The sequence below is a fragment of the Kitasatospora sp. NBC_01300 genome (assembly GCF_041435235.1).
In the GTDB taxonomy this organism is placed as follows: Bacteria; Actinomycetota; Actinomycetes; order Streptomycetales; family Streptomycetaceae; genus Kitasatospora.
In genome coordinates, this window is record NZ_CP108408.1 from 2257375 (window position 1) to 2283179 (window position 25805).

The following is a 25805-nucleotide window of genomic DNA, read 5'->3' on the forward strand; positions in this document are numbered from 1 at the left end:
CGTACGGGGCGAACGGTCGGAGGGTCAGGGGCATCGCGGCCTCCTCAGCACAGTCACAAACCTGCGCACACTGTGCAATGCGGACATCGCCCACGGTGGGAGTTCACGCAGCGTGTCGAGGCGGCGATCTCACGCCGGAACCACCGGGCGGGTCGCGGCCACGGGAAGGATTCCGGCCGCCGCCACTCGAAGGCCCCGGAGTCGGCCGAACAGAAAAGCGGCCGAACTCGCTGCCGAGTCGGCCGCCCTGAGGCTCCAGCCGCAGGAGCTGCGGCGTGATGTGTTCTCGATGTTCTTCGATCTCGGCGCGGGCCCTCGCGGACCCACACCCCTCTTGCTGTGGGCGCGGACGGTTTCGAACCGCCGACATCTGCTTTGTAAGAGCAGCGCTCTACCACTGAGCTACGCGCCCCCTGTCGCGGCCCGGTGGGGGCACGACGACTGCCTAGGGTACCTGGTCCCGGGGGGTGCTGTGGTGCGGGTGGTCGGGGAGTGGGACGGGTGGGGGTGCCGGTGCGGTGGGGTGATCGGGAAGAATGGGGGTGGATCAGCGGGTCGGAGCAGGGAGCGCGCAGTGACGGTGGCCGGCGGGAGCGGGCGGGGGTGGCGTCGGGCGGGGAGTGCGCTGGCCGACGCACTGGTGGTGCCGGTGGTGCTGGCGGGTGCGCTGGGTGCGCTGGGGCTGGCCTCGGCCGGGACGGGCGGCTGGTGGGGCCGGCGCGGCGGGGAGGGTGTGCGGGCGGACGCCAAGGCGGCCCGGGACGCCGCGCAGGAGGCGTTCTACGACCTGGACTCGACGCAGCGCGAGGTGCAGTTGGCGGTGGAGACCGTCCGGGCGGCCGAGGACGAGGCGACGGCCCGCCGGGCGCTGGCGGACCTGGCGGGGATCACCGGCCGGGTGGACCAGGTCACCGTGAACTACCTGGGCGCGCTGGACGCGTACGACCTGGACGACGAGGCGCTGGACGCCGGCACCGCAGCGCGGGCCCGGCGGCAGCTGGAGGACGTGAAGGGGCAGCTCGGCTCGGCCCGGGCGGAGCTGAACGACTTCCTCCAGCGGCTGCAGCCGATCCTCCAGCGCGCCGAGCAGCAGCTGATGCGGGTCACCCCGGCGGTGGAGCAGGCGAAGCGCGCGCTGCTCCAGGCGAGCAACGCGCTGGACGCGGTGCGCGGCGCCGGGCTGCGGGCGGACGACCTGGCGGCCCGGCTGGCCGAACTGGCGCCGGAGCTCGGGCTGCTGAACGAGGGGCCGGCCCGGCACGGGGTGGCGCCGACGCTGCGGCGCGCGGACGACGTGCGGCAGCGCGCCGAGGCGATCGCGGCCGACGCCGGTCAACTGCCGGAGCGGGCACGGGAGATCGACCGGCGGGTGGCGAGCCTGCGGACCCGGATCCAGGCGCTGGAGACCAAGGCGGAGACGGTCGAGCCGGCGCTGAGCGAGCTGCGCCGCCGGTTCAGCGCGGCCTGCTGGCAGGACCTCCAGCGGGTGTCGGAGCAGGTCGCGGAGACCGGGCGGGCGGCGGAGCGCAAGCTCGCCGAGGCCGCCCGGGCCCGGGACGAGCAGCGCTGGGCGGACGCGACGGGCGCGATCGGTACGGTGCGCGCGCTGCTGGACACCGCGGACGGGTCGGTGGTCGCGGTGAACGAGCGGCTGCGGCAGCTGAACGAGGTGCAGCACGACCCGCACCGGGAGGTGGAGCGGGCCCGGTTCGCCCTGCGCGACGCGCAGCGGCTGGCGATGACGGGCCGCAGCGCGCCGGACCCACGGCACGCCGCCCCGCTGGACGAGGCGGTGGCGCGGCTGGACCGGGCCGTGGCCACCCTGGAGGCGGCCGGCCGGCACCCCGACTACTGGCACTTCCTGACCGAGCTGGCGGGCGTGCGGGAGACGGCGGCGCAGGTGATCGGGCTGATCCGCGGCGATCTGGGCGGGCACCGGTAGCACCCCGGCAGGACCCCGGTAGGACGCAGCCAGGGCACTGGCAGGGCACTGGCAGGGCACCGCCTGGGTACCCTGCCGGTATGCCACGCTACGACTTCCGCTGCCGCTCCTGCGGAGCCACCTTCGAACTCCGCCGCCCGATGGCGCAGGCCGGCGCCCCCGCCGTCTGCCCGCAGGGCCACGAGGACACCGTGAAGCTGCTGTCCGCCGTCGCCGTCACCGGCTCCGCTTCGGGCGGCGCCCCGCGCCAGGCCCCCTCCGGCAACGGTGGTGGCGGAGGGGGCTGTTGCGGCGGCGGCTGCTGCGGCTGACCGCTCCCGCTTCCTCTCAGGAAACGACGGGCGCGACGGGCGCGGCGGGCGCGGCGGGCATGACGGTCGCGACGGGCGTGACGGGCGTGACGGCCACCCGGGCGAGGAAGCGTCGGACGATCTCCTCCCCCGCCGCCACCCCCACCTCGTCGAGGGCGGTGACGCCGGGGGCGGTCCAGCCGCCGTCGGCGAGTTCGCCGTGCCCGGGCCGCCAGGCGGCGTCGGCGGCGAGCAGCAGGTCGGCGTCGAGCAGCGAGTCACCGGCCGCGAGCACGGTGCTCGCGCCGGTGCGCCGGACGGCTTCGGCGAGGGCGGCGCTCTTGCTGAGCGGCGCGGGGACGGCGTAGACCTTGCGGCCCTGGAGCGAGACCGTCCAGCCGCGTTCGGCGCACCAGCCGGTCAGCTCGTCGAGCCAGCCGGCGGGCAGTGCGGCGCGCTCGACGACGAGGTAGGCGAACAGCCCGTCGGCGACGCGGCGCTTGTGCGTCCACTCCGGCTCGGCGCTCAGGGCGAGCTGCCGGACGACCTCCTCCAACGGGGCCGCGCCGGAGGCGAGCCGCGCGGTGATCTCGGTGCGCCAGTCCTGGTCGGGCACGCCGTCGACGAGCAGGTGCCCGCCGTTGGCGCAGATCGCGTACGCGGGGACCCAACCGGGCGTCGGGCCGGGCAGGTTGATCCGCTCGTACTGGGCGAGGGTGCGGGTGGTGGCGGGGACGAACCAGGCCTGCCGGACGAGTTCGACGAGCAGCGCGGCGGCCTGTTCGGTCATGAACGAGAGCGCCTTGCCGTCGTGCACCTCGACGGAGAGCAGCCGGGGCGCGAGCCGGTCGGGGACGTCCAGGGCGAGGGCCCGGTTGGAGTAGACGAGCGTCCGGTCGAGGTCGCTGGCGACGAGGACATCGGCGTTCATCAGGACTCCTTCACCACAACGGTCCTACCGGAGGCCCCGGTCGCTCCTCGACTGTAGCGGGGGTGGATGAGGCCGACGCAGGAGTACGGCAGGCCGTCCACCTCCTCGACCTCGACGCCGCGCTGGGCGGCGAGCAGCCGGACGTGGTCGAGGTCGGCGCCGGCGCCGCGCCGGGCGAGGACCCGCCAGGGGACGCGGCGCAGCAGCACCCGGGTGGTCTCGCCGACGCCGGGCTTGACCAGGTTGACGCTGTCGATGCCGTACTCGGTGCTGATCCGCTCGACGGCGGCCCAGCCGGCCCAGTCGGGCGTGCGGTCCGGGGCGGTGGACAGCCGGTCGGCGGCGGCGACGGCCTCCGGGCGGACGGCGTCGAAGTGGTCGGCCACGGTGTCGAGGAAGGCGGCGGAGACGTCCGCGCCGGCCAGTTCGGCGTAGTGCTTGGCGCCGTGGAAGTCGTCCGGGCCGATCAGGCCGGGCCGCAGCACGGTGCGCGAGACCAGGCCGGAGACGGTGGAGTTGAGGCAGGCGGAGGGGATCAGGAAGTCGTCCCGGGTGCCGTAGGTGCGCGCGCAGCGGCCGGGGTCGGCGAGGACGGCGAGGTCCGGGTCGAAGCCGGTGCCGGCCAGGGCCTCGGCGAGTTCGCGGGTGATCGCGCCCTTGCCGGTCCAGCCGTCGACGAAGACCACGTCGCCGGCGCGGTGGTGGGCGGCCAGGTAGCGCAGGGCGACCGGGTCGATGCCGCGGCCGCGGACGATGGAGACGGCGTAGTGCGGGGTGTCGAGGCCGTGGACGTGGGCGAGCCAGCGGCGGATCAGGATGCCGACGGGCGTGCCGGCCCGGGCCAGCGAGGCGAGCACCAGGCCGGGGCCGCGCTCGCGCAGCAGGGTCTCGGCGACGGTGCCGGCGGCGAGCGCGATGCGGCGGGCGGAGGCGCGCAGCGCCTGGTGGAACAGCTCCTGGTACTCGGGGCTGGGCTGGTACTCGACCGGCAGCGATTCGGCGTAGTGCGCGCCGCCGTTCTGGACGGCCTCCTCGCGCTCCTCGGTGGGGGCTTCGAGCGGGACGCCGGAGAGGTCCTTGAGCAGCCAGGCCACCTCGTCGGGCCGGTAGGAGGAGAACGCCGGGCCGTACAACGGGGACGGCAGGCGGGACGGCAGCCCGGACGGCAGGCGGGGAGGCACGTGGGAAGGCGGCTGGGACGGCAGCCCGGACGGCCGGGGGGAAGGCCGGTGGGAGGGCAGCACCGCGAGCACCACCTGGTCGGTGACCTGCCGCAGCTGGCCGAGCAGGGCGCGCTCCCCCTCGCGCAGGGCGGGGGTGTCGGCGACGTCGTCGACCACCAGCACGACCGCGTCGAAGCGGCGGGCCGGGTCGCTGCCGGGGGCGACGTTGTAGGCGTAGCGCTCGCGCGAAGCGTCGTCCTGCGGGTCGTCGTGGGCGGGGAAGGCGAGGCGGGTGCGGATGGCGTAGCCGGGGTCGTCCACGGCGAGGACGGGCGAGCGGGTGGTGGTGGAGTAGCGGACGCGGTCGCCGCCCAGCCGGTCGGCGAGTGCGCCGGCCAGCCGCAGCGGGGCGTACATCAGCTCTTCGAAGCCGAGGACCAGCACGCGCCGCGCCGTGGCGGGCAGTGCGTCGGCCAGCTGTCCGGCCAGGCGGGGCAGGGCGGCGTCCAGTCGGGCGCGGTCGCGGGCGGTGAACCCGTGCCGGCCGCCGTCGGGGAGCCCGGCGGGCCAGTCCAGGTCGACCCGGGCGAGCGGCGCGGGCGTTCCGGGGGGCGCGGCGGGGGCGGGGGCGGCCTCGGCTATCAGCCGCTCGGCGCGGTCCTGGACGTCGGCGGGCAGTTGGACGGCGCCGCTGGCGGTGGCCACCAGGTCGAGCCGGACGCCGAGTTCGGCGGCGGTGTCGGCGAGCCGGCGGCGGTCGGCGGCGGAGCGCAGGTCGACCAGGGCGACGACGACGTAGTGGTCGCGGGGGTGGCGGGCGTGCAGTTCGCGGATGGTGTTGAGGACTGTGCGGCCGGTCGAGAACTCGTCGTCGACCAGCACCAACGGGCCGCTGCCGGTGAGGAGTTCGGGATCGGCGGGGAGCAGCAGGTGCGAGGTGGCGTGCGAGTGCTCCTCCTCGAAGCCGCCGAGCGGGGGCACACCGGCCACCGGGCGGCGGGTGGAGTGCAGGTACGGGGCGTCGAGGCCGTCGGCGACGCTGTGGCCGAGGCCGGTGGCCGTCTCCGCGTAGCCGAGGACGACGGCCCGCCCGGCGGCCTCGCCGCCTAGCAACTCTCTTACCTGACGGCCGAGTTCGAGCCCGACGCCGTGGACGACCGCGGGCCGCTGCGGGACGTGCTTGCCGAGCACGGTGGAGACCAGCAGGTGGGCGCGCTTCGGGTTCTGGGCACGCAGGGCCAGGCCCACGAGTTCGGGGAGGCGGTCCGATCCGGTCAGGGCGATGCCGGCCCGGTCGGCGACCCAACGGCCGGTCCACGTCTGCTGTGCTGTCACTGCTGGTCCTGCCTTCGCATGGTGCGGTGGTGCGGTCTTCGGATCGGTCGGATCGGTCGGATCGGTCGGAGTCAGTCGGCGGTCGGATCGGTCGGATCGTTCAGGCCAACCGCGGACAGCCCCCTCACCCCCCGCACAGGCAGGCCGAGAGCAGATCCGCGAAGCTCACGTCCTCCCGGGCCACCCCGAACACCTCCGCCCGCAGCAGCACCCGCTCCGCCCAGGCCCGGTGCGGCCGGGCCTCGTTCATCTTGTTGGTGTACGCCGAGCGCAGGACCCCGCCGCCGTCCTGCTCCTGCCGGAGGATGTCCCGGGCGTCGCAGTACTCCTCGTGCGTGACCACCGAGAGGGCGTGCACGGCGGGGACGTGGCTGGGGTGGATGCAGGTCTTGCCGAGCAGGCCGTTGGCCCGGTCGAGCTCGACCTCCCGGATCAGCCCGTCCAGGTCGTGTTCGATGATCCGCCGGCGGACCTCCTCGCCGGAGGCCCGGGCCGTCCCGGGGGCCTCGGCGAACGGCGTGCGGCGCAGCTGCGGCTTGAACATCCTTTCCTGGACCGGGAAGTACTCCCAGACCGGACCGGTGACGGTGTACCCGGTGCCGTCCGCCCGGCCGAGCACGTTGACCACGTCGCCGATCACCGCCGAGACCAGGGCGACGTCGTACGCGGTGAGGTCGGGCGAGCGGCGCAGGCCGTACGCGGAGCAGAGGTCGGTCACGCCGAGGCGGACGGCGAGCACCCGCTCCCGGTGCCCGGCGAGCAGGTCGGCGATGCCGAAGAGCTGCTGGCGCCTGGTCTCCAGGTGGGCGAGTTCGGGTGACTCCAGGACGGGCATGGCGAACAGCCGGCGCCCGGTGGCGGCCTCGGCGGCGGCCAGGGCGGCCAGGTACGCGCCGCCGGTCTCCGCGGTGAACTTCGGCAGGACGAACCCGCTCAGCAGCTCGACGGCCGGCCCGAGTCGCTCGGCCAGGTCGAGGATCTGGGAGGCGGCTCGAACTCTGATGAAGAGCAGGGGGTGGCCTTGTGTGCAGTCGGTGAAATCCCTGACCAGGTCATTCAACTGCTCGATCAGGTTCCGCTCCCCCGCGTCCACCTCGTGGTCGGCGATCGCGTCCTCCAGGCAGAGCACCATCGACACCACGCCCCGAGCAGCCTGTTTGCGGATGTCGGCGGCCAGCGCGGGCCGGGTGGCGGGGCTGTAGAGGGTGCCGCCGAGGGCGGTGGCCAGCACCGCGGCCTCGCTCCGCGCGGTGAACGGCCGGGGCGGTTCGAGGAAGAGGCGACCGCGTACGTCGTCGGCGAGGTGGCCGAAATGGCGCAAGGTGCTCTCCTCAGAGGTTTGACGGCCACCGGTCCGTTGCCGGGGCGTGCGGCGGCGCGGGACGACACCGCGATCCAGCGGTGCGACACCATGGTTAACCGGTCCACGGGGCTCCGTGGTTCCCGGACGGGCGCCGGCGGGCCCCCCTCCGCCCGACCCCGGCGGGCCCTTGGACCGCCCATCGTACGGACGGATTCCGGCCGTCCCCGGTTCCTCGGCACTGAACTCCCGGAACATCGCCGTCCAGATCACCGATCACGGGTCGAGCACCGGCAAACCCCCGGCAAGCGCAAGTCTTGGCAAAGTTCGACCCGGTTCCGACGGTCCCGGTCACGTTGTCCGAAGGGGTGGCGAACGGGCAGGATGGTCGGCTATGACGCACGTGATGGCCAAGGGCGCCAACATCGCACTGCCGGCCGCGGCGGTCCGCGCCGTGCTGCGCTGGAGCGCCACGCCCGGTGCGCCGGACGTGGACGCGTCCGCGCTGCTGCTCGGCGCCACCGGCAAGGTCCGTTCGGATGCCGACTTCGTCTTCTACAACCAGCCGCGGCACCCCTCCGGCCTGGTGCGCCACCTGCCCAAGCAGCAGACCTCCGGCGGCGCCGAGATCATCGACACGATCGAGGTCGAGCTCGCCAAGCTGCCCGCCGACGTCGACCGGGTGGTGCTGGCCGGCTCCTCCGAGGGCGGCTCCTTCCGCGCGGTGCCCGGGCTCCGCCTGCTGCTCTTCGACGCCACGGCCGGGGACGGCACGCCCGCACTCGCCGAGTTCGCGATCTCCGACGGCGAGAACGTCACCGCCCTGGTCGCGGGCGAGCTGTACCGGCGCTCCGGCGCCTGGAAGTTCCGGGCGATCGGCCAGGGCTACACCTCCGGCCTGATCGGCCTGGCCACCGACTTCGGCATCACCGTCGACGACGAGGCGGAGTCCGACGCGGCCCCGGCAGCGGCCTCGACGGCCACCCCTACCGCCACCGCCGCCGTCGACCCGCGCAGCACCCCGCTGCCCGCCCCGCGCCCGACCGCCCCGCCCGAGCCCGGCACCTTCACCCTGGCCCCGGCCGTCCCGCAGCCGTCGGCCACCCCCCAGGGCCGGCCCCAGCAGCAGCCCGCCGCGGCCGCCCCGGGCACGGTGCCGCCCCCGCCGACCGCGCCGCCCACCGTTCCCCCGGCCGCGCCACCGGCCCCGACCGCACCCCCGGCCCACCAGCCCGGCACCGGGTACGGCTACCCGCAGCAGCCACAGCCCCAGCAGCCGCCCGGCACCGGCTACGGCTACCCGCACCAGCAGCCCGGTACCGGCTACGGGTACCCGCACCCCACCCCCCAGCCGTACCCGCAGCAGCAGGGCACCGGCTACGGCTACCCGCACCAGCAGCAGCCCGCCCCGCAGCAGCACCCCGGCAGCTACGGCTACCCGCACGCCGGCACCGGCCAGCAGCCGCCGACCCAGGCCCCCGCGCAACCGCCGGCCCAGGCCCCTGCCCCTGCCCCGGCCCAGCCGCCCACCGGCGAGGAGTTCGCCCTGCCGCCGCAGGGCCCGCAGTTCCAGCCCCGCTGACCGGCACGCTCAGAACACCACCGCCGCCCGGCGCGATCCGGAAGAGAGCCCCTAGTCGGAACCGCCCTGGCTCTTGTACCCGCGCTGCCACTGCATCCCGAACCCGTACAGCCGGTCGATGTCCGCCTGGAACCCGTTGACGTACCGCACCTCGCGGCGCACCGTCAGCTGGTTGTCCCCCGCGTTCTCGATCAGCACCACCGCGCACGAGCGCGCCGCCCGGGCCCGTTCGTCCAGCTTGATCTCGATCCGCGGCCCGGTCTGCGGCACGATCGTCACCACCGCGTGGGACTGCTCGAAGGCCGGCGTGCCGTCGTAGATGTAGACGAAGATCAGCAGCCGTTTGAACTTGTCCTTCTTCTCCAGGTTGACGTACATCGTCTCGCCGGACGGCGCCCCGTACTGGTCGTCACCGCTGAGCTTGATGTACGGCGGTTCCCGGAGGTCGCCGAAGTAGCCGCCGAGCGGCTGCACCACGCCGCTGCTCCCGTCGGACAGTTCGTACATGCACGCCAGGTCGAGGTCGACGTTGACCTGCTCGTTCTGCACCGAGTCCGGCTCTAGCGGGCGCAGGATGCGGGGGCTGAAGAGGCGCTTGGCGCGTTCGCGGGCACTCGGCCGGACGGCCCCGGAGCGGGTGGTCCAGTGCAGGTTGACGTAGAGGTAGCCGGTGGTGGCCGCGGACCCGGTGATCGCGTGCTGCGGGGTCGACTTGGTGAGTATGACCTTGTGCTGACCGCCCGGGTTGTCGAAGGTGTAGTTCCGCTCCCCGCGCAGGTACTCCCAGATCGAGACCATCCCGCCCTCTCCCCCTGCTCCCGTCAGGCGATCTGACGGTCCGCCGCTCCATGATCGGGCATCAGCCCGGCCCTCGGATACCCAAACCTTCCCCTCCCCTACCCCGTCGGGCCCCCCGGCGCTCACCGCCGGGTCGACGAGTGGGGCGGCCGGTGGGTCGATTGGCGGGAGGAAGCCCCCCTCCCGTAACATGCCGCCCCTTCGGACGCGATATCGTCTAGCCGCACAGGTGTCCCGTCCGCCCCTGCGCGGGTGCGGCGGGTACGCCGTGCGGCGACGAACGAACCGTCAGGCGCGACCCGAGTACCGGGAGCTGACCGCCTGTGTCGCTCTGTGAACCCGTCCCCTGCGGAAACCCGAGGCCCGACCCGCAATGAACCTGACCTCCATACAGCTGGTCTGGACCGTCGTCGGCGGCGCAGCCCTGCTGTTCGTCGCCGTCCTGCTGGCGACGCTGCGTTTCAAGAACACGAAGAAGGAAGAGGCCGGCGACTCCTGGGAGCGCAGCGAGGAGCGTCGGCGGCGCAAGGAGATGATCTACGGCATCTCCTCCTACACGCTGCTGTTCTGCTGCGCCGGTGTCGCGGCCGCACTGTCCTTCCACGGCCTGGTGGGCTTCGGCAAGGAGAACCTGGGCCTGTCCGGCGGCTGGGAGTACCTCGTCCCGTTCGGTCTCGACGGCGCCGCGATGTTCTGCTCGGTGCTCGCCGTCCGCGAGGCCAGCCACGGTGACGCCGCGCTCGGCTCCCGCCTGCTGGTCTGGGTGTTCGCGATCGCCTCGGCCTGGTTCAACTGGGTGCACGCGCCGCGCGGCGTGTCGCACGACGGCGCCCCGCAGTTCTTCTCCGGCATGTCGATCTCGGCGGCGATCCTGTTCGACCGCGCGCTGAAGCAGACCCGCAAGGCCGCGCTGCGCGAGCAGGGGCTCGTGCCGCGCCCGCTGCCGCAGATCCGGATCGTCCGCTGGCTGCGCGCCCCGCGCGAGACCTACGCGGCCTGGTCGCTGATGCTGCTGGAGAACGTCCGCAGCCTGGACGAGGCGGTCGAGGAGGTGCGCGAGGAGCGCCAGGCCAAGCTGGACGCCAAGGTGCGGGCCCGCACGGCCGACCGCCGCGAGCGGGCCGAGCTGAAGGCCATCTCCCGCCAGGGCGGCATGCTCGCCCGGGCCCGCGGCGGCCGCCAGGTGCCCGCGCTCACGGCTGCCGGCGACGGCCAGACCGCTACGGAGCCTGCCCTAGCCGCCGAGTCGGACACCGCCTCCTCGCACCAGGCCGGCTCGGGCCCGCTGGAGCCGGCCGCGCTGGACGCCGGCCGCCGCCCGCGTGCCGCCGTCGGCTCGTCGTACGCGCCGTCCTCCTCGGCGTCCTCCTCGCCCTACTCGTCGTCCTACTCCTCCTCGTCCGCCGGATCGGGCTCGGGCTCGTCCTACCGCAGCTCGGCCATCGACCTGACGGCCGACGACGACACCCTGTCGATGCCCAAGCTGGACTCGCTGGAGCGCAAGCTGCGCGCGATCGAGCAGCAGCTCGGCTGAGCGGGCCCACCGCGACGCGGAACGGCCGCCCCCGGATTCCCGGAGGCGGCCGTTTCGCGTACCCGGCGGGCTATTCGCCGGTACTCGTACTCACCAGTTCCGGTTCGTCCCGCGCGGCCTCGCGCCGGTTGCGCAGGATCGACGAGCCGAGCGCCAGCCCGATGAAGGCGACGCCGATCAGACCGGTGACGATCTCCGGGATGTGGTACTTGATCCCGACCAGCAGGATCACCGAGAGCGCGCCGATCGCGTAGTGCGCGCCGTGCTCCAGGTAGACGTAGTCGTCCAGGGTGCCCTTGCGGACCAGGAAGACGGTCAGCGAGCGGATGTACATCGCGCCGATGCCCAGGCCCAGGGTGATCTGGAAGATGTCGCTGGAGATGGCGAACGCGCCGACCACGCCGTCGAAGGAGAACGAGGCGTCCAGGACCTCCAGGTAGAGGAAGAGGAAGAACGCGGCCTTGCCGCCGACCTGGAGGATCGACTTGCCGGACTTCTCGGCCTCCTCCTCGCGCTCGGCGTCCTCCTCCAGGCCCGATTCGAAGATCGAGGAGAGGCCGCCGACCACGAGATAGGTGATCAGGCCGAGGACGCCGGCGAGCAGAACGGTTTCGGCGTGCTCCTCGGCGAAGAAGTTGGAGGCCAGCACCAGCACGACCAGCGCGACGACGCTGGAGAAGGCGTCCAGCTTGCCGACCTTCTGTAGCGGGCGCTCGATCCAGCCCAGCCAGTTATGCTCCTTCTCGTCGTCGAACACGAAGTCGAGGAAGATCATGAGCAGGAAGACGCCGCCGAAGGCCGCGATGGCGGGGTTGGCCGCCTCCAGGTACTGACCGTAGGTCAGGCCGGCGTGCGTCTTGTCGGAGTGCAGCGCGAGGTCGATGACCGTCGCGGGGTTGAGCTTCGCGGTGAGGCCGACCACCAGCAGCGGGAAGACCAGCCGCATGCCGAAGACGGCGATGAGCACGCCGACGGTCAGGAAGATCTTCTGCCAGTACGGGTTCATCCGCTTCAACACCGTGGCGTTGACCACCGCGTTGTCGAACGACAGGGAGATCTCCAGGATGGAGAGGATCAGCACGATGCCGAATCCTTGGGCCCCCCAGAGCAGTCCGGCCGCGATCAGGCCTAGGACGGTGATCGCGAACGACCAGCCGAAAGTGCGGAGGAACACGGGACTTGGTTACCTTTCGGGTTTCGGGCCGTGCCGGGGGCGGCCTCGTCCCGAGACGCCCTGACCGGGCCGGGCCCGGTCAGGTCACCCCCGCACTGCCTTCTGTTCTCATGATCGTAGGTTGGGTGCGATTGTTCTGATTTTCGCCTTTTCGCCCTTACTGTACGTTTACGCCGAAATCGAGGGCGATGCCGCGCAGGCCGGAGGCGTAGCCCTGGCCCACCGCGCGGAACTTCCACTCACCCGCGTAGCGGTACAGCTCGCCGAAGATCATCGCGGTCTCGCTGGACGCGTCCTCGGACAGGTCGTAACGGGCGATCTCCTGGCCGTCGAGGGAGTTGGCGACCCGGATGTAGGCGTTGCGGACCTGCCCGAAGTTCTGCAGCCGCGCCTCGGCGTCGTAGATCGACACCGCGAAGACCACCTTGTCCGCCTGCGCCGGCACCAGCTCCAGGTTGACCAGGACCACCTCGTCGTCGCCGTCGTCCTCGCCGCCGGTGAGGTTGTCACCGGTGTGCTCGACCGAGCCCTCGGGGCTCTTGAGGTTGTTGTAGAAGACGAAGTACTCGTCACCGAGCACCCGGCCGCCACCACAGATCAGGGCGCTCGCATCGAGGTCGAACGGTGCGCCCGTGGTCGAACGGGCGGACCAGCCGAGGCCGATCTGGACCTGCGTCAGGTTCGGCGCGGCCTTGGTGAGCGAGACGTTCCCGCCCTTGGCGAGCGTGACCACCATGACTGTTCTTCCTCCCTTGCCTTCTCCCGGGGCGCGCCTACAAGGTGTAGTCCCCCACGGCCCGGGCCGGCCCCGTTTGGCCGGCTGAACTTCCTGAACTCACATCCTCGCAGCGCACGGAGCCGACACGAAGCCGGGGCGGCCCCGGACCTCTGGAGGTCCGGGGCCGCCCCGTACAAGGCTCCCGCGCCGGGCGGCCGGCGTCGTCCGCCGCCGCCCCGTGTCGCGTCGTGTCGCCCGGTGTCGACCGGTGTCGTCCGGTCAGACGTTGACGCCGAAGTCCTGGGCGATGCCGCGCAGGCCGGAGGCGTAGCCCTGGCCGATGGCCCGGAACTTCCACTCGGCGCCGTTGCGGTACAGCTCGCCGAAGACCATCGCGGTCTCGGTGGAGGCGTCCTCGGAGAGGTCGTAGCGGGCCAGCTCCGTGTTGTCGGCCTGGTTCACCACGCGGATGAACGCGTTGCGGACCTGGCCGAAGTTCTGCCCGCGGCTCTCGGCGTCGTAGATCGAGACCGGGAAGACGATCTTCTGGACGTCCGCCGGGACGCCGGCCAGGTTGACCTTGATCGCCTCGTCGTCGCCCTCGCCCTCGCCGGTGCGGTTGTCACCGGTGTGCTCGACGGAGCCGTCCGCGCTCTTCAGGTTGTTGAAGAAGACGAAGTTCCCGTCCGAGGCGACCTTGCCCTGCTCGTTGCAGAGCAGCGCGCTGGCGTCCAGGTCGAAGTCCGTCCCGGTGGTGGTCCGGACGTCCCAGCCCAGGCCGACGACCACGGCCGAAAGCCCCGGGGCCTCCTTGGTGAGCGAGACATTGCCGCCCTTGCTCAGGCTGACACCCACTTGTCCTCCAAGAATCGGGAGGCACGCCCTGGTGCCCCCGTGGTGCGGTTCGAGGCGCCGGCCGGCGAGCGGCTCACGTGCCCCACCCGACCAACGGACCGAGCGTAGTGCGCGGTTCCCGTCCGTACGTGCGAACGGGCCCGGCGCGGCTGTTCGAAGTTCGCGGGGCCCGGGCCCCGCGGCCACCGCCACGGGCCCCACGCGGGGCCTCAGAGGGCGGCGAGGGCCTTCAGGTACTCCTGCTCGTCCCGGGCGTCCGGGAGGTCGTTGACGACGCTCCAGCGCACCGTGCCCGCCGTGTCGATCACGAAGGTGCCGCGCACGGGGCAGCCCTTCCGCTCATCGAGGACGCCGTAGGCGCGGGCGACCTCGCCGTGCGGCCAGAAGTCGGCCAGCAGCGGGAACTCCAGGCCCTCCCGCTCGGCGAAGACGCGCTGGGTGAACTGCGAGTCGCAGGAGACGCCGAGCACCTGGACCCGGTCGCTCTGCAGCTGCGCCAGCTCCCGCTGGATGGCACCGAGCTCGCCGGTGCAGACGCCGGTGAAGGAGAACGGGTAGAAGACCAGGACGACGTTCCGCTCGCCCCGGAAGTCGGAGAGGCGGACCGCTTCGCCGTGCTGGTTGTTGAGCTCGAAGTCCGGAGCCTCGGTGCCGACCTCGATGGCCATGAGCGTGACCTTTCTGACGCGACCGCGCCGCGCGGGCGGCGCGGCCAGCGCCATCCTCGCATCCGTTCGGGCACGTTCCGCCGAATGGATGAGGGCGGCACCCGCGCGCTCCACCGCTTTCGCCCTGGGCGAACGCGTTTCCGGGTCGGCCCCGGGGTGGGAACGCCCCCGCGTGACCACGCTCCGTGACGACGGGGGCGGCGGCGCCGCCGGTTCCGGACCCGGCTCCGAACCCGGTTCCGGACCCGGAAAACGGTCGGGCCCCGCCGGAGGGATCCTCCGGCGGGGCCCGGTGCGGGGCCTCAGAGCCCGCTCAGCGCTTGCCGGCCGGCTTGGCCGTGGACTTGGTGGCGAGCCGGGTGGCCGCCCAGTCCTTGGCGACCGCGATCGAGCTGGTCTGGGAGAGACCGGCGGTGCGGGCCGCGTCCGCGATGTCGGACGCCTCGATGTGGCCGTCGCGCCCGGTCTTGGGCGTCAGCAGCCAGATCAGACCGCCTTCGGCCAGGTACTCCAGGGCGTCGACGAGGGAGTCGGTGAGGTCCCCGTCGTCGTCGCGGTGCCACAGCAGGACGGCGTCGGCGACGTCGTCGTAGTCCTCGTCGACGAGATCCGTCCCGGTGAGCTCCTCGATGCCTTCGCGGAGATCCTGGTCAGTGTCGTCGTCGTACCCCAGCTCCTGGATGATCTGGCCCTCTTCGAAGCCGAGACGGGTCGCCGGGTTGGACTTGTCCGCGGGGTCCGCGGTCGCGCTCACGGGAATAACCTCCAGTATTCGGCCCGGCATCCATGCCGAGGCTGTGGCCGTAGTCCACACGGGCGCGGCGGTTCGCGCAAGTACCCGACCCCCGATCCCCCCCAAAGGTTGACGTGCCACAGCGGGGACACGCCGTTCGTTGTGTCGGGAATCACACCGATTTGCCCTTCTCTGCATGAGACAAGGATGCTTCGGGTGGTCCCGGCCCACAGGGCGTACGGATGCCCGAGATACGAACGGCATTCGGGTCCGCGCGTGCGCGGGCGTAGAGTCTCCTGTTGGCCCTCACCCCGGCCGCCCGCCATCGGGCGGACGGGACACCAGGTCGGACCACCTCTGTACGTAGCACCCGGGGGTGTGCGGGGCGGGCGAAGTCGCCCGGACCGCGCACCGCCAGACCGTCCCGCCCACCAGGCGGAACGGTTACCGATCGGTAGAGATGACGGATCTCCGAGCGCGGTAGCACGATGGAGGCGGCGCGACACACCTCAGTTTCGACCGACAGTGAAGGAACAGCGTGGCTTCCGGATCCGATCGCAACCCGATCATCATTGGCGGCCTTCCGAGTCAGGTCCCGGACTTCGATCCCGAGGAGACCGCGGAATGGCTGGAGTCGCTTGACGCGGCCATCGACGAGCGGGGGCGCGAGCGCGCCCGCTACCTGATGCTCCGCCTGATCGAGCGCGCCCGCGAGAAGCGTGTCGCCGTGCCCGAGATGCGCAGCACGGACTACGTCAACACCATCGCGACCAAGGACGAGCCGTTCTTCCCCGGCAACGAGGAGATCGAGCGCAAGATCCTCAACGCGACCCGCTGGAACGCGGCCGTGATGGTCTCCCGGGCGCAGCGCCCGGGCATCGGCGTGGGCGGGCACATCGCCACCTTCGCCTCCTCCGCGTCGCTGTACGACGTCGGCTTCAACTACTTCTTCCGCGGCAAGGACGCCGAGGGCGAGTCCGGCGACCAGATCTTCTTCCAGGGCCACGCCTCCCCCGGCATCTACGCCCGCGCGTTCCTGCTGGACCGACTGTCCGAGCAGCAGCTCGACGCGTTCCGCCAGGAGAAGTCGAAGGCCCCGTACGGCCTCTCCAGCTACCCGCACCCGCGGCTGATGCCGGACTTCTGGGAGTTCCCGACCGTGTCCATGGGCCTCGGCCCGCTCGGCGCGATCTACCAGGCCCGGATGAACCGCTACCTGGAGCACCGCGGGATCAAGGACACCTCCGACTCGCAGGTCTACGCCTTCCTCGGCGACGGCGAGATGGACGAGCCGGAGTCGCTGGGCCAGCTGTCGCTGGCCGCGCGCGAGGGCCTCGACAACCTGACCTTCGTGGTCAACTGCAACCTGCAGCGCCTGGACGGCCCGGTCCGCGGCAACGGCAAGATCATCCAGGAGCTGGAGTCCCAGTTCCGGGGCGCCGGCTGGAACGTGATCAAGCTGGTCTGGGACCGCAGCTGGGACCCGCTGCTCGCGCAGGACCGCGACGGCGTCCTGGTCAACAAGCTGAACACCACGGTGGACGGCCAGTTCCAGACCTACGCCACCGAGACCGGTCAGTACATCCGCGAGCACTTCTTCGGCAGCGACCTGCGCCTGCGCAAGATGGTCGAGAGCATGACCGACCAGCAGGTCCAGCACCTGGGTCGCGGCGGCCACGACCACAAGAAGATCTACGCGGCGTTCAAGGCGGCCCGCGAGCACCAGGGCCAGCCGACGGTCATCCTCGCCCAGACGGTCAAGGGCTGGACGCTCGGCCCCAACTTCGAGGGCCGCAACGCCACCCACCAGATGAAGAAGCTGACGGTCGAGGACCTGAAGCGCTTCCGCGACCGGCTGCACCTGCCGATCACCGACAAGCAGCTGGACGAGGGCTACCCGCCCTACTACCACCCGGGCCGCGACTCGGAAGAGATCCAGTACATGCACGACCGCCGCAGCGAGCTGGGCGGCTACGTGCCGACCCGCAAGGTGCGCCCGCGTCAGCTGGAACTGCCCGGCGACGACGCGTACAAGGCGGTCAAGAAGGGCTCCGGCAACCAGACCATCGCCACCACCATGGCGTTCGTCCGGGTGCTCAAGGACCTCATGCGGGACAAGGGCATCGGCAACCGCTTCGTGCCGATCGCGCCCGACGAGTACCGCACCTTCGGCATGGACTCGCTCTTCCCGTCGGCGAAGATCTACAACCCGCTCGGCCAGACCTACGAGTCGGTCGACCGCGACCTGCTGCTGGCCTACAAGGAGTCGCCGACCGGCCAGATGCTGCACGACGGCATCTCCGAGGCCGGCTGCACCGCCTCGCTGATCGCCGCCGGCTCCTCCTACGCCACCCACGGCGAGCCGCTGATCCCGGTGTACGTCTTCTACTCGATGTTCGGGTTCCAGCGCACCGGCGACCAGTTCTGGCAGATGGCCGACCAGCTGGCCCGCGGCTTCGTGATCGGCGCCACCGCCGGCCGCACCACGCTGACCGGCGAGGGCCTCCAGCACGCCGACGGCCACTCGCAGCTGCTGGCCTCGACCAACCCCGGCGTCGTCGCGTACGACCCGGCGTACGGCTTCGAGATCGCGCACATCGTCCAGGACGGTCTGCGGCGGATGTACGGCACCAGTGCCGAGCACCCGCACGGCGAGGACGTGTTCTACTACATGACCGTCTACAACGAGCCGATCAAGATGCCGGCCGAGCCCGAGAACGTGGACGTCGAGGGCATCCTCAAGGGTCTGCACAAGTACGCGCCGGGCACCGCCGGCCAGATCCCGGCCCAGATCCTCGCCTCCGGCGTGGCCGTGCCGTGGGCCCTGGAGGCCCAGCGCATCCTCGCCGAGGAGTGGAACGTCAAGGCCGACGTCTGGTCCGCGACCTCCTGGAACGAGCTGCGCCGCGACGCGGTGGAGGCCGAGGAGTTCAACCTGCTGCACCCCGAGGAGCAGCAGCGCGTGCCGTACGTCACCCAGAAGCTCCAGGGTGCCGAGGGCCCGGTCGTCGCCGTGTCCGACTGGATGCGCGCGGTGCCGGACCAGATCTCCCGCTGGGTGCCCGGTCAGTACCAGTCGCTGGGTGCCGACGGGTTCGGCTTCGCCGACACCCGCGGTGCGGCGCGTCGCTTCTTCCACATCGACGCGCAGTCGGTCGTCCTGGCGGTGCTCACCGAGCTCGCCAAGCAGGGCAAGGTCGACCGCAGCGCGCTGAAGGACGCGATCGACCGCTACCAGCTGCTCGACGTGGCCGCGGCCGACCCGGGCGCCGCCGGCGGCGACGCCTGATCACCCGCTAGACCCTGAAGGGCCGGACCTCCGAGCACGGAGGTCCGGCCCTTCGGCGTACCCGGGCACCGTCACCGGCCCGGGGCGGCGGACGACGGCGCGCAGCGGCCCCGGACTCCATCGAGTCCGGGGCCGCTGGTCGTCGGTCGTCGATCGTTGGTCGCGCGGGGATCAGACGTGGCGCGGGATCAGATGTGCACGGCCGGGCCCGCGTCGACGGTGCCCCGGCGGGTGAGCAGGCCGAGCACGGCGGCGGCGAAGGCCACCACGGCCGCGACCGCGAAGGCGAGCGACATGCCGCTGACGAAGGAGTCGTGCACGGCGCCCGCCATCGCGTCCACCGCCTGCTGCGGGGTGCCGGCCGGGGCCGGCGGGGCGATGCCGAGCTGAGCGGCCTGCTTGAGGCCCTCGCCCTCGGCGCCCTGGACCGGCGGCAGGCCGGCCTTGGCCCAGTTGCCGGGCAGCACGTCCCCGACCTTGGCGGCCATCAGCGCGCCGAGCACCGCGGTGCCGAGGCTGCCGCCGACCTGCATCGCGGCCTGCTGGAGGCCGCCGGCCACACCGGACAGCTCCAGCGGGGCGTTGCCGACGATCACCTCGGTGGCGCCGACCATGACCGGGCTGATGCCGAGGCCCATCAGGACGAACCAGAGCGACATCACGCCGGTGCCGGAGCCCGCGTCCAGGGTGGACATGCCGAACATCGCGGCGGTGGTGATCAGCATGCCGGCCACGATCGGGATCCGCGGGCCGAGCTTGCCGATCGCGATGCCCGCCACCGGCGAACCGATGATCATCATGCCGGTCATCGGCAGCAGGTGGACGCCGGCCGACACCGGCGACATCCCGTGCACGTTCTGCAGGTAGAAGGTCACGAAGAAGATCGCGCCGAAGAACGCGAAGGCCATCAGCACCATCAGCAGGGTGCCCGCCGACAGCGGCACCGAACGGAACAGGCTGAGCGGGATCAGCGGCTCCTTCGCCCGGGCCTGCCAGAACGCGAAGAGCACCATCAGGACCACCGCGCCGCCCAGGAACAGCAGCGTGCGGGCGTCGCCCCAGCCCCACTCGGGGGCCTTGATGATGCCGAAGACCAGCGCGAACATCGCCACCGAGAGCAGCGCGATCCCGGGCAGGTCGAAGGACTTGGCGGCCTTCTCGGCCCGCACGTCCTTGAGAATCCACAGGCCGAGGCCGAGCGCGATCAGGCCGACCGGGATGTTGATGAAGAAGACCGACTCCCAGTTGACGTGCTCGACCAGCAGGCCGCCGACGATCGGGCCGGCCGCGGTCGAGGCGCCGATCACGCCGCCCCAGATGCCGATCGCCATGTTGAGCTTCTCGGCCGGGAAGGCGCCGCGCAGCAGGCCGAGCGCGGCCGGCTGGAGCAGCGCGCCGAACAGGCCCTGGAGCACCCGGAAGGCGATCACGGTCTGGATGTTGCCGGCGAAGCCGATCGCGGCCGAGGTGGCGGCGAAGCCGACGGCGCCGACCAGGAAGGTGTTCTTGTGGCCGAACCGGTCGCCGATCTTGCCGGCCGTGATCAGGAAGACCGCCAGGGCCAGCAGGTAGCCGCTGGTCACCCACTGGATCTCGGAGGGCGCGGCCTTCAGGTCCGCCTGGATGACGGGGTTGGCGATGGCGACGATCGTGCCGTCCAGGGCGACCATCATCACGCCGACCGCGACGGTCAGCAGGGTCAGCCAGGGGTGTCCCTTGAGCCCTCCCCCGCCCGGTGGCGTGCGCTGCGGCGGGACGTCCGCCTTGGCGTTCTTGACGACGGACTGGCTCATCTGGGGCCCTCCGGGGGCGTGGCAGAGAACGGAACGTGGGCGTGGCGCCGCGACCCACCCGTCCCCACGAGTGCCCGGTCGGCGAGCGCCACTTCCGGCAGATTATGTCAGCCACTGACATTCGGCAAACACTGACTTCTGACTCTGGCTGACATTTGTCAGAGCGCTAAGGTTGTGCTCCTCACCCCGCCCGCACGCGCTCGGAAGGCCCCGCCATGGCCGCTCGCACCCCCACCCCCACCGCCGCCCCGGGCACCCCCGAACGGCTGCCAGGGCTGCGCGAGCGCAAGAAGCAGCAGACCAGGGACGCCCTGGTCCAGGCCGCCCACGTGCTCTTCCTCGGCCAGGGCTTCGCCCGCACCACCGTCGACGAGATCGCCTCCGCCGTCGAGGTCTCCCAGCGCACCTTCTTCCGCTACTTCGCCAACAAGGACGAGGTCGCGCTCGCCGTGATGGCCGACGCCGAGGACTACTTCATCGAGTGCCTCTGCCGCCGCCCGGCCCACGAGTCCCCGCTCCAGGCCCTGCGCGCCGCGATCGTCCAGTCCTGGCGCGAACTCGGTGCCGAACACCGCACCGGCCCCCGCTCGATCACCACCGCCCTCGAACTGATGCGGATGATCGAGGAGACCCCCACCCTGCTCGCCACCCACCTGCGCCGGGTCACCGAGCAGGAACGGGTGGTCGTCCGGGTGCTCGCCGAGCGCGAGGGCCTCGACCCGGTCGAGGACCTGCGCCCCACCGTGCTCGCCGCCGTCTTCGGCAGCGTACTGCGCGCCGCCCACCTGTCCTGGACCCCCGACCAGGAACCCGCCGGGCCCGAGGGCATGGTCGCCGTCATCGAGCGCCACTTCGACCAGCTCGGCCCGGCCCTGGCCGGCCACTGGCGCACCGGCCCGCAGTAGTACCGCGGGCACCGCTCCGGCCCCCGGAACGGTCCCGCCCGCAGTAGTACCCGGGTAGCACCCCCTACTCCGGTAGCACTCCGATGTTCGACCCCAGTGCGACGACGGGCGGACAAGCACCCTCCTAGGCTGGCCCGCGATGAAGACGATCACCACGACCGAAGTCCGCGCGCAGGCCCTCCGGCTGCTCCGCTCGCTCCGGCACCACCTCACCACCCCGACCGGCGGGTCCACCCCGCTGCTCGGGGACTCGCCCCGCGCCTGGCTGCGCCGGCTTCCGTACGTCGTCGCGCTGATCATGCAGGCCTCGCTGATCCCCACCGGGATCGCCGCCCTGGTCGACTTCTACGGCGTCGCCGTGCCCATCGCCGGCGCGCTCACCGTCGCCCAGACCGCGCCGCTGCTGCTCGCCATCACCCGGCCGCTGGCCGCTTGGTGGATCAGCGCGGCCACCCTCGTCACCACGGCCTCCATCACCGCCCGGCACCACCAGTTCGGCGGCACCTGGCCGTGGACGGCGCCGATGGTCCTGGCGTACGTCTTCCTGCTGATCGCGCTCGCGCTGCGGGAGAGCCGGGCCACCCTGATCGCGGTCTGGATCGCCACGATCCTGCTCACCCTGCTCACCACCACGCTCGGCTTCCCGCACGCCGACGACGGCACCACCATGCTGCTGGTCGCCCTCGGCGGCGCCGCCCTGCTGCTCGGCTGGGCCGTCCAGGACCGCACCGAGGCCCGCCGGCTGCTCGCCGAACAGGAGCACATCAGCGAGGCCGAACGCGAGCGGCGCACCCTGCTGGAGGAGCGCGCCCGGATCGCGAGGGAGCTGCACGACGTGGTCGCCCACCACATGTCGGTGATCGCCGTGCAGGCGGCCAGCGCGCCGTACCGGATCACCGGCGTACCGGCCGCGGCCACCGAGGAGTTCACCGCCATCGCCGGCACCGCCCGCGAGTCGCTGACCGAGATGCGCCGGCTGCTGGGCGTGCTGCGCAGCGAGGAGTCCGCCGCCGAGAAGGTGCCGCAGCCCGGGATCGAGCAGCTGCCGCAGCTGATCGAGACGGTGGGGCGGGCCGGGGTCCCGGCCGAGCTGGTGGTGGATCCTGGGCTGGCCGAGGCGGTGCCGAAGGCGGTCGGCCTGTCCGCGTACCGGATCGTGCAGGAGGCGCTGGCCAACGTGGTGCGCCACGCGCCCGGTTCGCGGGCCCGGATATCCCTGGTCGACGAGGGCGCCACCCTGCTGCTGACCGTGGTGAACACGGCCCCGCCCCGGCACACCGAGTCGCTGGAGGCCTCGATGGAGGGCACCGGACAGGGACTGATCGGAATGCGGGAACGCGCCCGGCTGGTCGGTGGCAGGCTGGAGACCGGCCCGATGCCGGACGGCGGCTACAAGGTCGCCGCCGTCCTGCCCCTCGAAACCCCCCGGGAGAAGCCCGCATGACCATCCGCGTGATCATCGTCGACGACCAGGCCATGGTGCGGGCCGGCTTCGCCGCCCTGCTCAACGCCCAGAGCGACATCGACGTGGTGGGGGACGCGGCGGACGGCGCACAGGCCCTGGAGGTGAGCGGCCGCACCCACCCGGACCTGGTGCTGATGGACGTCCGCATGCCCGTCATGGACGGCCTGGAGGCCGCCCGCCGACTGCTCGACCCGGCCGTCCCCGGCGCGCACCGGCCCAAGGTGATGATGCTGACCACCTTCGACGTGGACGACTACGTGTACGAGGCGCTGCGCGCCGGGGCCAGCGGCTTCCTGCTCAAGGACGCCCCGCCGGCCGACCTGATCTCCGCGGTCCGGGTGGTCTCGGCCGGCGAGGCGCTGCTCGCCCCCTCGGTGACCCGCCGGCTGATCGAGGACTTCGCCCGCAACCGGCCGGCCCGGCGGCGCGACCCCAAACTGCGGCTCAACGGCCTCACCCCGCGTGAGACCGAGGTGCTGGAGCTGATCGCCCGCGGCCTGTCCAACCAGGAGATAGCCGGCCGGCTGGTCCTGGCCGAGCAGACCGTCAAGACCCACATCGGGCGCATCCTCGCCAAGCTCGACCTGCGCGACCGCGCCCAGGCCGTCGTCCTCGCCTACGAGTCCGGCCTGGTGACGCCGGGCCAGTGACGCCCGCCGGGCCGGTGGTCCCGGCCGCCCCCGTCCGGGCGGCACCCCCCGTGGTACCCCGAGTAGTACCCCGGTAGCACCCGGGAGTTGGCCCCGCGGTGTGACGTCCGCGGGGCCGTCGCATTTCTACCTTCCTTTCCGTCGAAGTCGAACGGACGAGGGAGGGGCCGGACATGGGGAAGTTTCGGGTCAAGAGAGCCATCGCGGCCAGTACGGTGATGCTGGCCGCGGTGCTCGGTCTCGGCGGCTTCTCCACCGACGCCCAACAGGCCGTCACCGGCCCGCCGCCGGGCAGCGCCGCCTGGGTGGCCGACACCGCGCTCGGCATCCACCCGCCCGACCCGGCCACCGCCACCCCGGCCGAAGTCGCCGCTTTCTTCGCCGGGTTGACGCCCGCCCAGCAGGACGCGCTGGCCGTCCGGCACCCGCTGGTGGTCGGCAACCTGGACGGCGCACCGGTCCAACTCCGCTACCGGGCCAACACGTTGGCCCTCACCGCGGAGCTCGGCCGCGAACTCGCCCGGGCCACCGACCCGGCACTCACCCCGCAGGACCACGAGCAGGCCCGCACCCGCGCCGAGCGCTACCGCGCCCTGCTGGACGGCGACCGCCGGATCCTCGTCTTCGACCCGCGCGGCCGCGGCGAGGTCGCCGAGGTCTTCGGCGACCTCGCCGCCGCCCCCCGCACCGCCGTCGTCGTCCCCGGCTCGGACAACGACCTGGAGAACTTCGACCGCTCCCCCGGCTCGTACGGCACCCCCGCCGGCATGGCCCGCTCGCTCTACCGGGCCACCGACCGGCAGACCGCCGTCATCGCCTGGACCGGCTACACCACCCCGGTCGGGATCGGCCTGGGCGCCGCCACCGAGGACCTGGCCCGGGCCGGGGCCGCGCGACTCACCCGGCTGCTCGACGGACTCGCCGTCAGCACCCGCCCGCAGGCCCCGGCCACGGTGTTCTGCCACAGCTACGGCTCGGTGGTCTGCGGGCTGGCCCGCCCCGGGCCCGACCAGGCCTCCGGCGTGGTCGTCCTCGGCTCGCCCGGGATGGGCGTCGGCTCGGCCGCCGCCCTCGACCCGCGCGTCCCGCTCTGGGCCACCGCCCGCAACGACTCCGACTGGATCGGCCGGGTCCCCTACGTCTCGGTGCTCGGCCTCGGCCACGGCGCCGACCCGACCGCCCCCGGCTTCGGCGCCCACCCGCTGCCCGCCACCGGAGCCGAGGGCCACGCCGGCTACTTCGCCCCCGGCACCGCCTCGCTCACCGCCTTCGCCGCCATCGCGCTCGGCCTCGACCGCTGACCACCGACCGCCTCACCGAAAGGAGCACCGCCATGGCCCACCCGCTGACCGCCCTGCGCCGCGCCGCCCACCAGGTCGACGCCCGCACCCCCGAGACCCGCGACCGCGCCCTGGACGGGCTGCGCGCCCTCGCCCTGCTCGCCGTGCCGGTCGGGCACTGGCTGCTCGGCGGCTTCACGCTCTCCGCCGACGGCGCCCTGCACAACGCGAGCCCGCTCTCCTCGCTCGGCGGCCTCGCCCCGATCAGCTGGGTGCTCCAGATGCTCGGGGTGTTCTTCCTGGTCGGCGGCCACTCCTCGGTCCAGTCGCTGGAGCGGGCCCGGGCCAAGGGCGTGACGTACCTGGGCTGGCTGCGCGGCCGGTCGGTGCGGCTGCTGCGCCCGGTGCTGGGGGTGACGGCCGTCTGGGCGCTGCTGATCGCACTGCTGCCCGCGCTCGGCGTCCCCGGGGACACCGTGCGGACCGGCGCGACGCTGGTGGTGCAGCCGCTCTGGTACATCGCGGTCTACCTGGGGCTGACCGCGCTCACCCCGCTGTGCGTGGCGGCCGGGCGCCGGCTGGGCGGCTGGTCGGCGGGCGTCCTGGTGGCCGCCGTCGCCGCCGTCGACCTGCTGCGGTACGGGCCGTGGGCGGAGGCGGTGCCGTCCTGGGTCGGGCTGTTGAACATCCTGCCGGGCTGGCTGTTCGGCTACCAGCTGGGCGTGCTGTGGGCGCAGGGTCGGCTCGGCCGCCCGGTGGCCCGGGTGCTGCTGGTCGGCGGCGGCGCGCTGTTCGCCACGCTGCTGCTGGCGTTCCACTACCCGGCCAGCATGGTCGGGGTGCCCGGGATGGAGCGGACCAACTCGCACCCGCCGTCCCTGCTGGTGCTGGCCCTGGCCGCGACGCAGTGCGGCGCCGCGGTGCTGCTGCGGGATCGCCTGGGCCGGCTGCTGACCTGCCGTCCGCTGCTGTGGCTGCCGGTGGTGGTGGTCAACCTCTCGGCGATGACGATCTTCTGCTGGCACCAGAGCGCGATGCTCGCGGTGGCGGTGCCCGGCGCGGCCGGCCTGGGCGCCGTGCCGGGGCTGACCACCGCGCCGGACTCGATCGGCTGGGTGGCCGCCCGGGTGGCGCTGATTCCGCTGTTCGCGGCTGTGCTGGTGGCGATCGGGTGGTTCACCCGGCGGTTCGACGGTCCGTGGACGGCCTTCTCCCGGGCCGGGAAGGCGCTGGCCGCGGCGGGCGCGGCGCTGTTCGCCGCGTACGCGCTGGGCATGGTGTGACCTGCGCCGGAGAGTGAGGCACCGGAGGGGCGCGGACCGATCGGTCCGCGCCCCTCCGGCCGTTCCGGAACCGGTTCCGGAGCCCTCCGGTCCGCATCCCTCCGAGCCCCCGGCCCG

General features: G+C 72.7%; 20 protein-coding genes and 1 tRNA gene. 10 read left to right on the forward strand and 11 right to left on the reverse strand.

The window, feature by feature from the left end:
* Positions 1–340: 340 nt before the first annotated feature.
* A tRNA-Val gene (locus tag OG556_RS10075) sits at positions 341–412 on the reverse strand.
* Positions 413–574: 162 nt separating this feature from the next.
* Between OG556_RS10075 and OG556_RS10080 the strand changes: the two genes are divergently transcribed.
* Complete coding sequence (locus tag OG556_RS10080) at positions 575–1942, forward strand: hypothetical protein (RefSeq protein WP_371516817.1); 1368 nt, start codon at positions 575–577, stop codon at positions 1940–1942.
* An 80-nt stretch (positions 1943–2022) separates the two neighbouring features.
* Entirely contained in the window at positions 2023–2253 is a 231-nt protein-coding gene (locus OG556_RS10085) for a zinc ribbon domain-containing protein (protein ID WP_063347431.1), read from the forward strand.
* Between the two features lie 16 nt (positions 2254–2269).
* Here OG556_RS10085 and OG556_RS10090 read toward each other — a convergent pair whose 3' ends face one another.
* From OG556_RS10090 to OG556_RS10100, 3 genes are all read right to left on the reverse strand, one after another.
* Complete coding sequence (locus OG556_RS10090) at positions 2270–3163, reverse strand: HAD family hydrolase (RefSeq protein WP_371516818.1); 894 nt, start codon at positions 3161–3163, stop codon at positions 2270–2272.
* Positions 3163–5661 carry a phosphoribosyltransferase gene (locus OG556_RS10095; RefSeq protein WP_371516819.1) on the reverse strand — a complete coding sequence of 833 codons (2499 nt, stop codon included), beginning with the start codon at positions 5659–5661 and terminating at the stop codon, positions 3163–3165. The genes OG556_RS10090 and OG556_RS10095 overlap by 1 nt, the downstream gene beginning before the upstream one ends.
* Before the next feature lie 124 nt (positions 5662–5785).
* The gene (locus OG556_RS10100; protein WP_371516820.1) at positions 5786–6982 is read right to left on the reverse strand and encodes an HpcH/HpaI aldolase/citrate lyase family protein; all 1197 of its coding nucleotides are present in this window, start codon (positions 6980–6982) and stop codon (positions 5786–5788) included.
* 373 nt (positions 6983–7355) lie between these two features.
* On the opposite strand from OG556_RS10100, the gene OG556_RS10105 reads away from it, so the two are divergent.
* Positions 7356–8543 (forward strand): TerD family protein, encoded by a 1188-nt coding sequence (locus OG556_RS10105; protein WP_371516821.1) that lies wholly within the window; start codon positions 7356–7358, stop codon positions 8541–8543.
* A gap of 51 nt (positions 8544–8594) precedes the next feature.
* Here OG556_RS10105 and OG556_RS10110 read toward each other — a convergent pair whose 3' ends face one another.
* Positions 8595–9341 (reverse strand): Tellurium resistance, encoded by a 747-nt coding sequence (locus OG556_RS10110; RefSeq protein WP_371516822.1) that lies wholly within the window; start codon positions 9339–9341, stop codon positions 8595–8597.
* Between the two features lie 373 nt (positions 9342–9714).
* Here OG556_RS10110 and OG556_RS10115 point away from each other — a divergent pair, with 373 nt between their 5' ends.
* Positions 9715–10875, forward strand: coding sequence for a DUF2637 domain-containing protein (locus tag OG556_RS10115; protein WP_371516823.1), 1161 nt, complete (start codon positions 9715–9717; stop codon positions 10873–10875).
* A 70-nt stretch (positions 10876–10945) separates the two neighbouring features.
* Here the strand turns inward: OG556_RS10115 and OG556_RS10120 are convergent, their stop codons facing one another.
* The 5 genes from OG556_RS10120 to OG556_RS10140 form a co-directional block, all read right to left on the reverse strand.
* Complete coding sequence (locus tag OG556_RS10120; protein WP_371516824.1) at positions 10946–12049, reverse strand: DUF475 domain-containing protein; 1104 nt, start codon at positions 12047–12049, stop codon at positions 10946–10948.
* Positions 12050–12206: 157 nt separating this feature from the next.
* Positions 12207–12785 carry a TerD family protein gene (locus OG556_RS10125; protein WP_350878116.1) on the reverse strand — a complete coding sequence of 193 codons (579 nt, stop codon included), beginning with the start codon at positions 12783–12785 and terminating at the stop codon, positions 12207–12209.
* A gap of 261 nt (positions 12786–13046) precedes the next feature.
* Complete coding sequence (locus OG556_RS10130; RefSeq protein WP_363620377.1) at positions 13047–13622, reverse strand: TerD family protein; 576 nt, start codon at positions 13620–13622, stop codon at positions 13047–13049.
* Between the two features lie 209 nt (positions 13623–13831).
* On the reverse strand, positions 13832–14290 hold the full coding sequence (locus OG556_RS10135; protein WP_371516825.1) for a peroxiredoxin: 459 nt from the start codon (positions 14288–14290) through the stop codon (positions 13832–13834).
* A 313-nt stretch (positions 14291–14603) separates the two neighbouring features.
* On the reverse strand, positions 14604–15044 hold the full coding sequence (locus tag OG556_RS10140) for a DUF3052 domain-containing protein (protein ID WP_363580692.1): 441 nt from the start codon (positions 15042–15044) through the stop codon (positions 14604–14606).
* 517 nt (positions 15045–15561) lie between these two features.
* Between OG556_RS10140 and aceE the strand changes: the two genes are divergently transcribed.
* Positions 15562–18312, forward strand: a complete 2751-nt coding sequence (aceE, locus tag OG556_RS10145) for a pyruvate dehydrogenase (acetyl-transferring), homodimeric type (RefSeq protein ID WP_371516826.1) — start codon at positions 15562–15564, stop codon at positions 18310–18312.
* A gap of 188 nt (positions 18313–18500) precedes the next feature.
* On the opposite strand, the gene OG556_RS10150 is transcribed toward aceE, so the two are convergent.
* The gene (locus tag OG556_RS10150) at positions 18501–20105 is read right to left on the reverse strand and encodes an MFS transporter (protein WP_371516827.1); all 1605 of its coding nucleotides are present in this window, start codon (positions 20103–20105) and stop codon (positions 18501–18503) included.
* A 215-nt stretch (positions 20106–20320) separates the two neighbouring features.
* Here OG556_RS10150 and OG556_RS10155 point away from each other — a divergent pair, with 215 nt between their 5' ends.
* The 5 genes from OG556_RS10155 (at position 20321) to OG556_RS10175 (ending at position 25688) form a co-directional block, all read left to right on the forward strand.
* Positions 20321–21010 (forward strand): TetR family transcriptional regulator, encoded by a 690-nt coding sequence (locus tag OG556_RS10155; RefSeq protein WP_371516828.1) that lies wholly within the window; start codon positions 20321–20323, stop codon positions 21008–21010.
* Positions 21011–21149: 139 nt separating this feature from the next.
* Complete coding sequence (locus OG556_RS10160; RefSeq protein ID WP_371516829.1) at positions 21150–22454, forward strand: sensor histidine kinase; 1305 nt, start codon at positions 21150–21152, stop codon at positions 22452–22454.
* Entirely contained in the window at positions 22451–23125 is a 675-nt protein-coding gene (locus OG556_RS10165; protein WP_063347446.1) for a response regulator transcription factor, read from the forward strand. The genes OG556_RS10160 and OG556_RS10165 overlap by 4 nt, the downstream gene beginning before the upstream one ends.
* A gap of 173 nt (positions 23126–23298) precedes the next feature.
* Positions 23299–24426 (forward strand): alpha/beta hydrolase, encoded by a 1128-nt coding sequence (locus OG556_RS10170; protein WP_371516830.1) that lies wholly within the window; start codon positions 23299–23301, stop codon positions 24424–24426.
* A gap of 32 nt (positions 24427–24458) precedes the next feature.
* Complete coding sequence (locus tag OG556_RS10175) at positions 24459–25688, forward strand: acyltransferase (protein WP_371516831.1); 1230 nt, start codon at positions 24459–24461, stop codon at positions 25686–25688.
* The last annotated feature ends 117 nt before the right edge of the window (positions 25689–25805 follow it).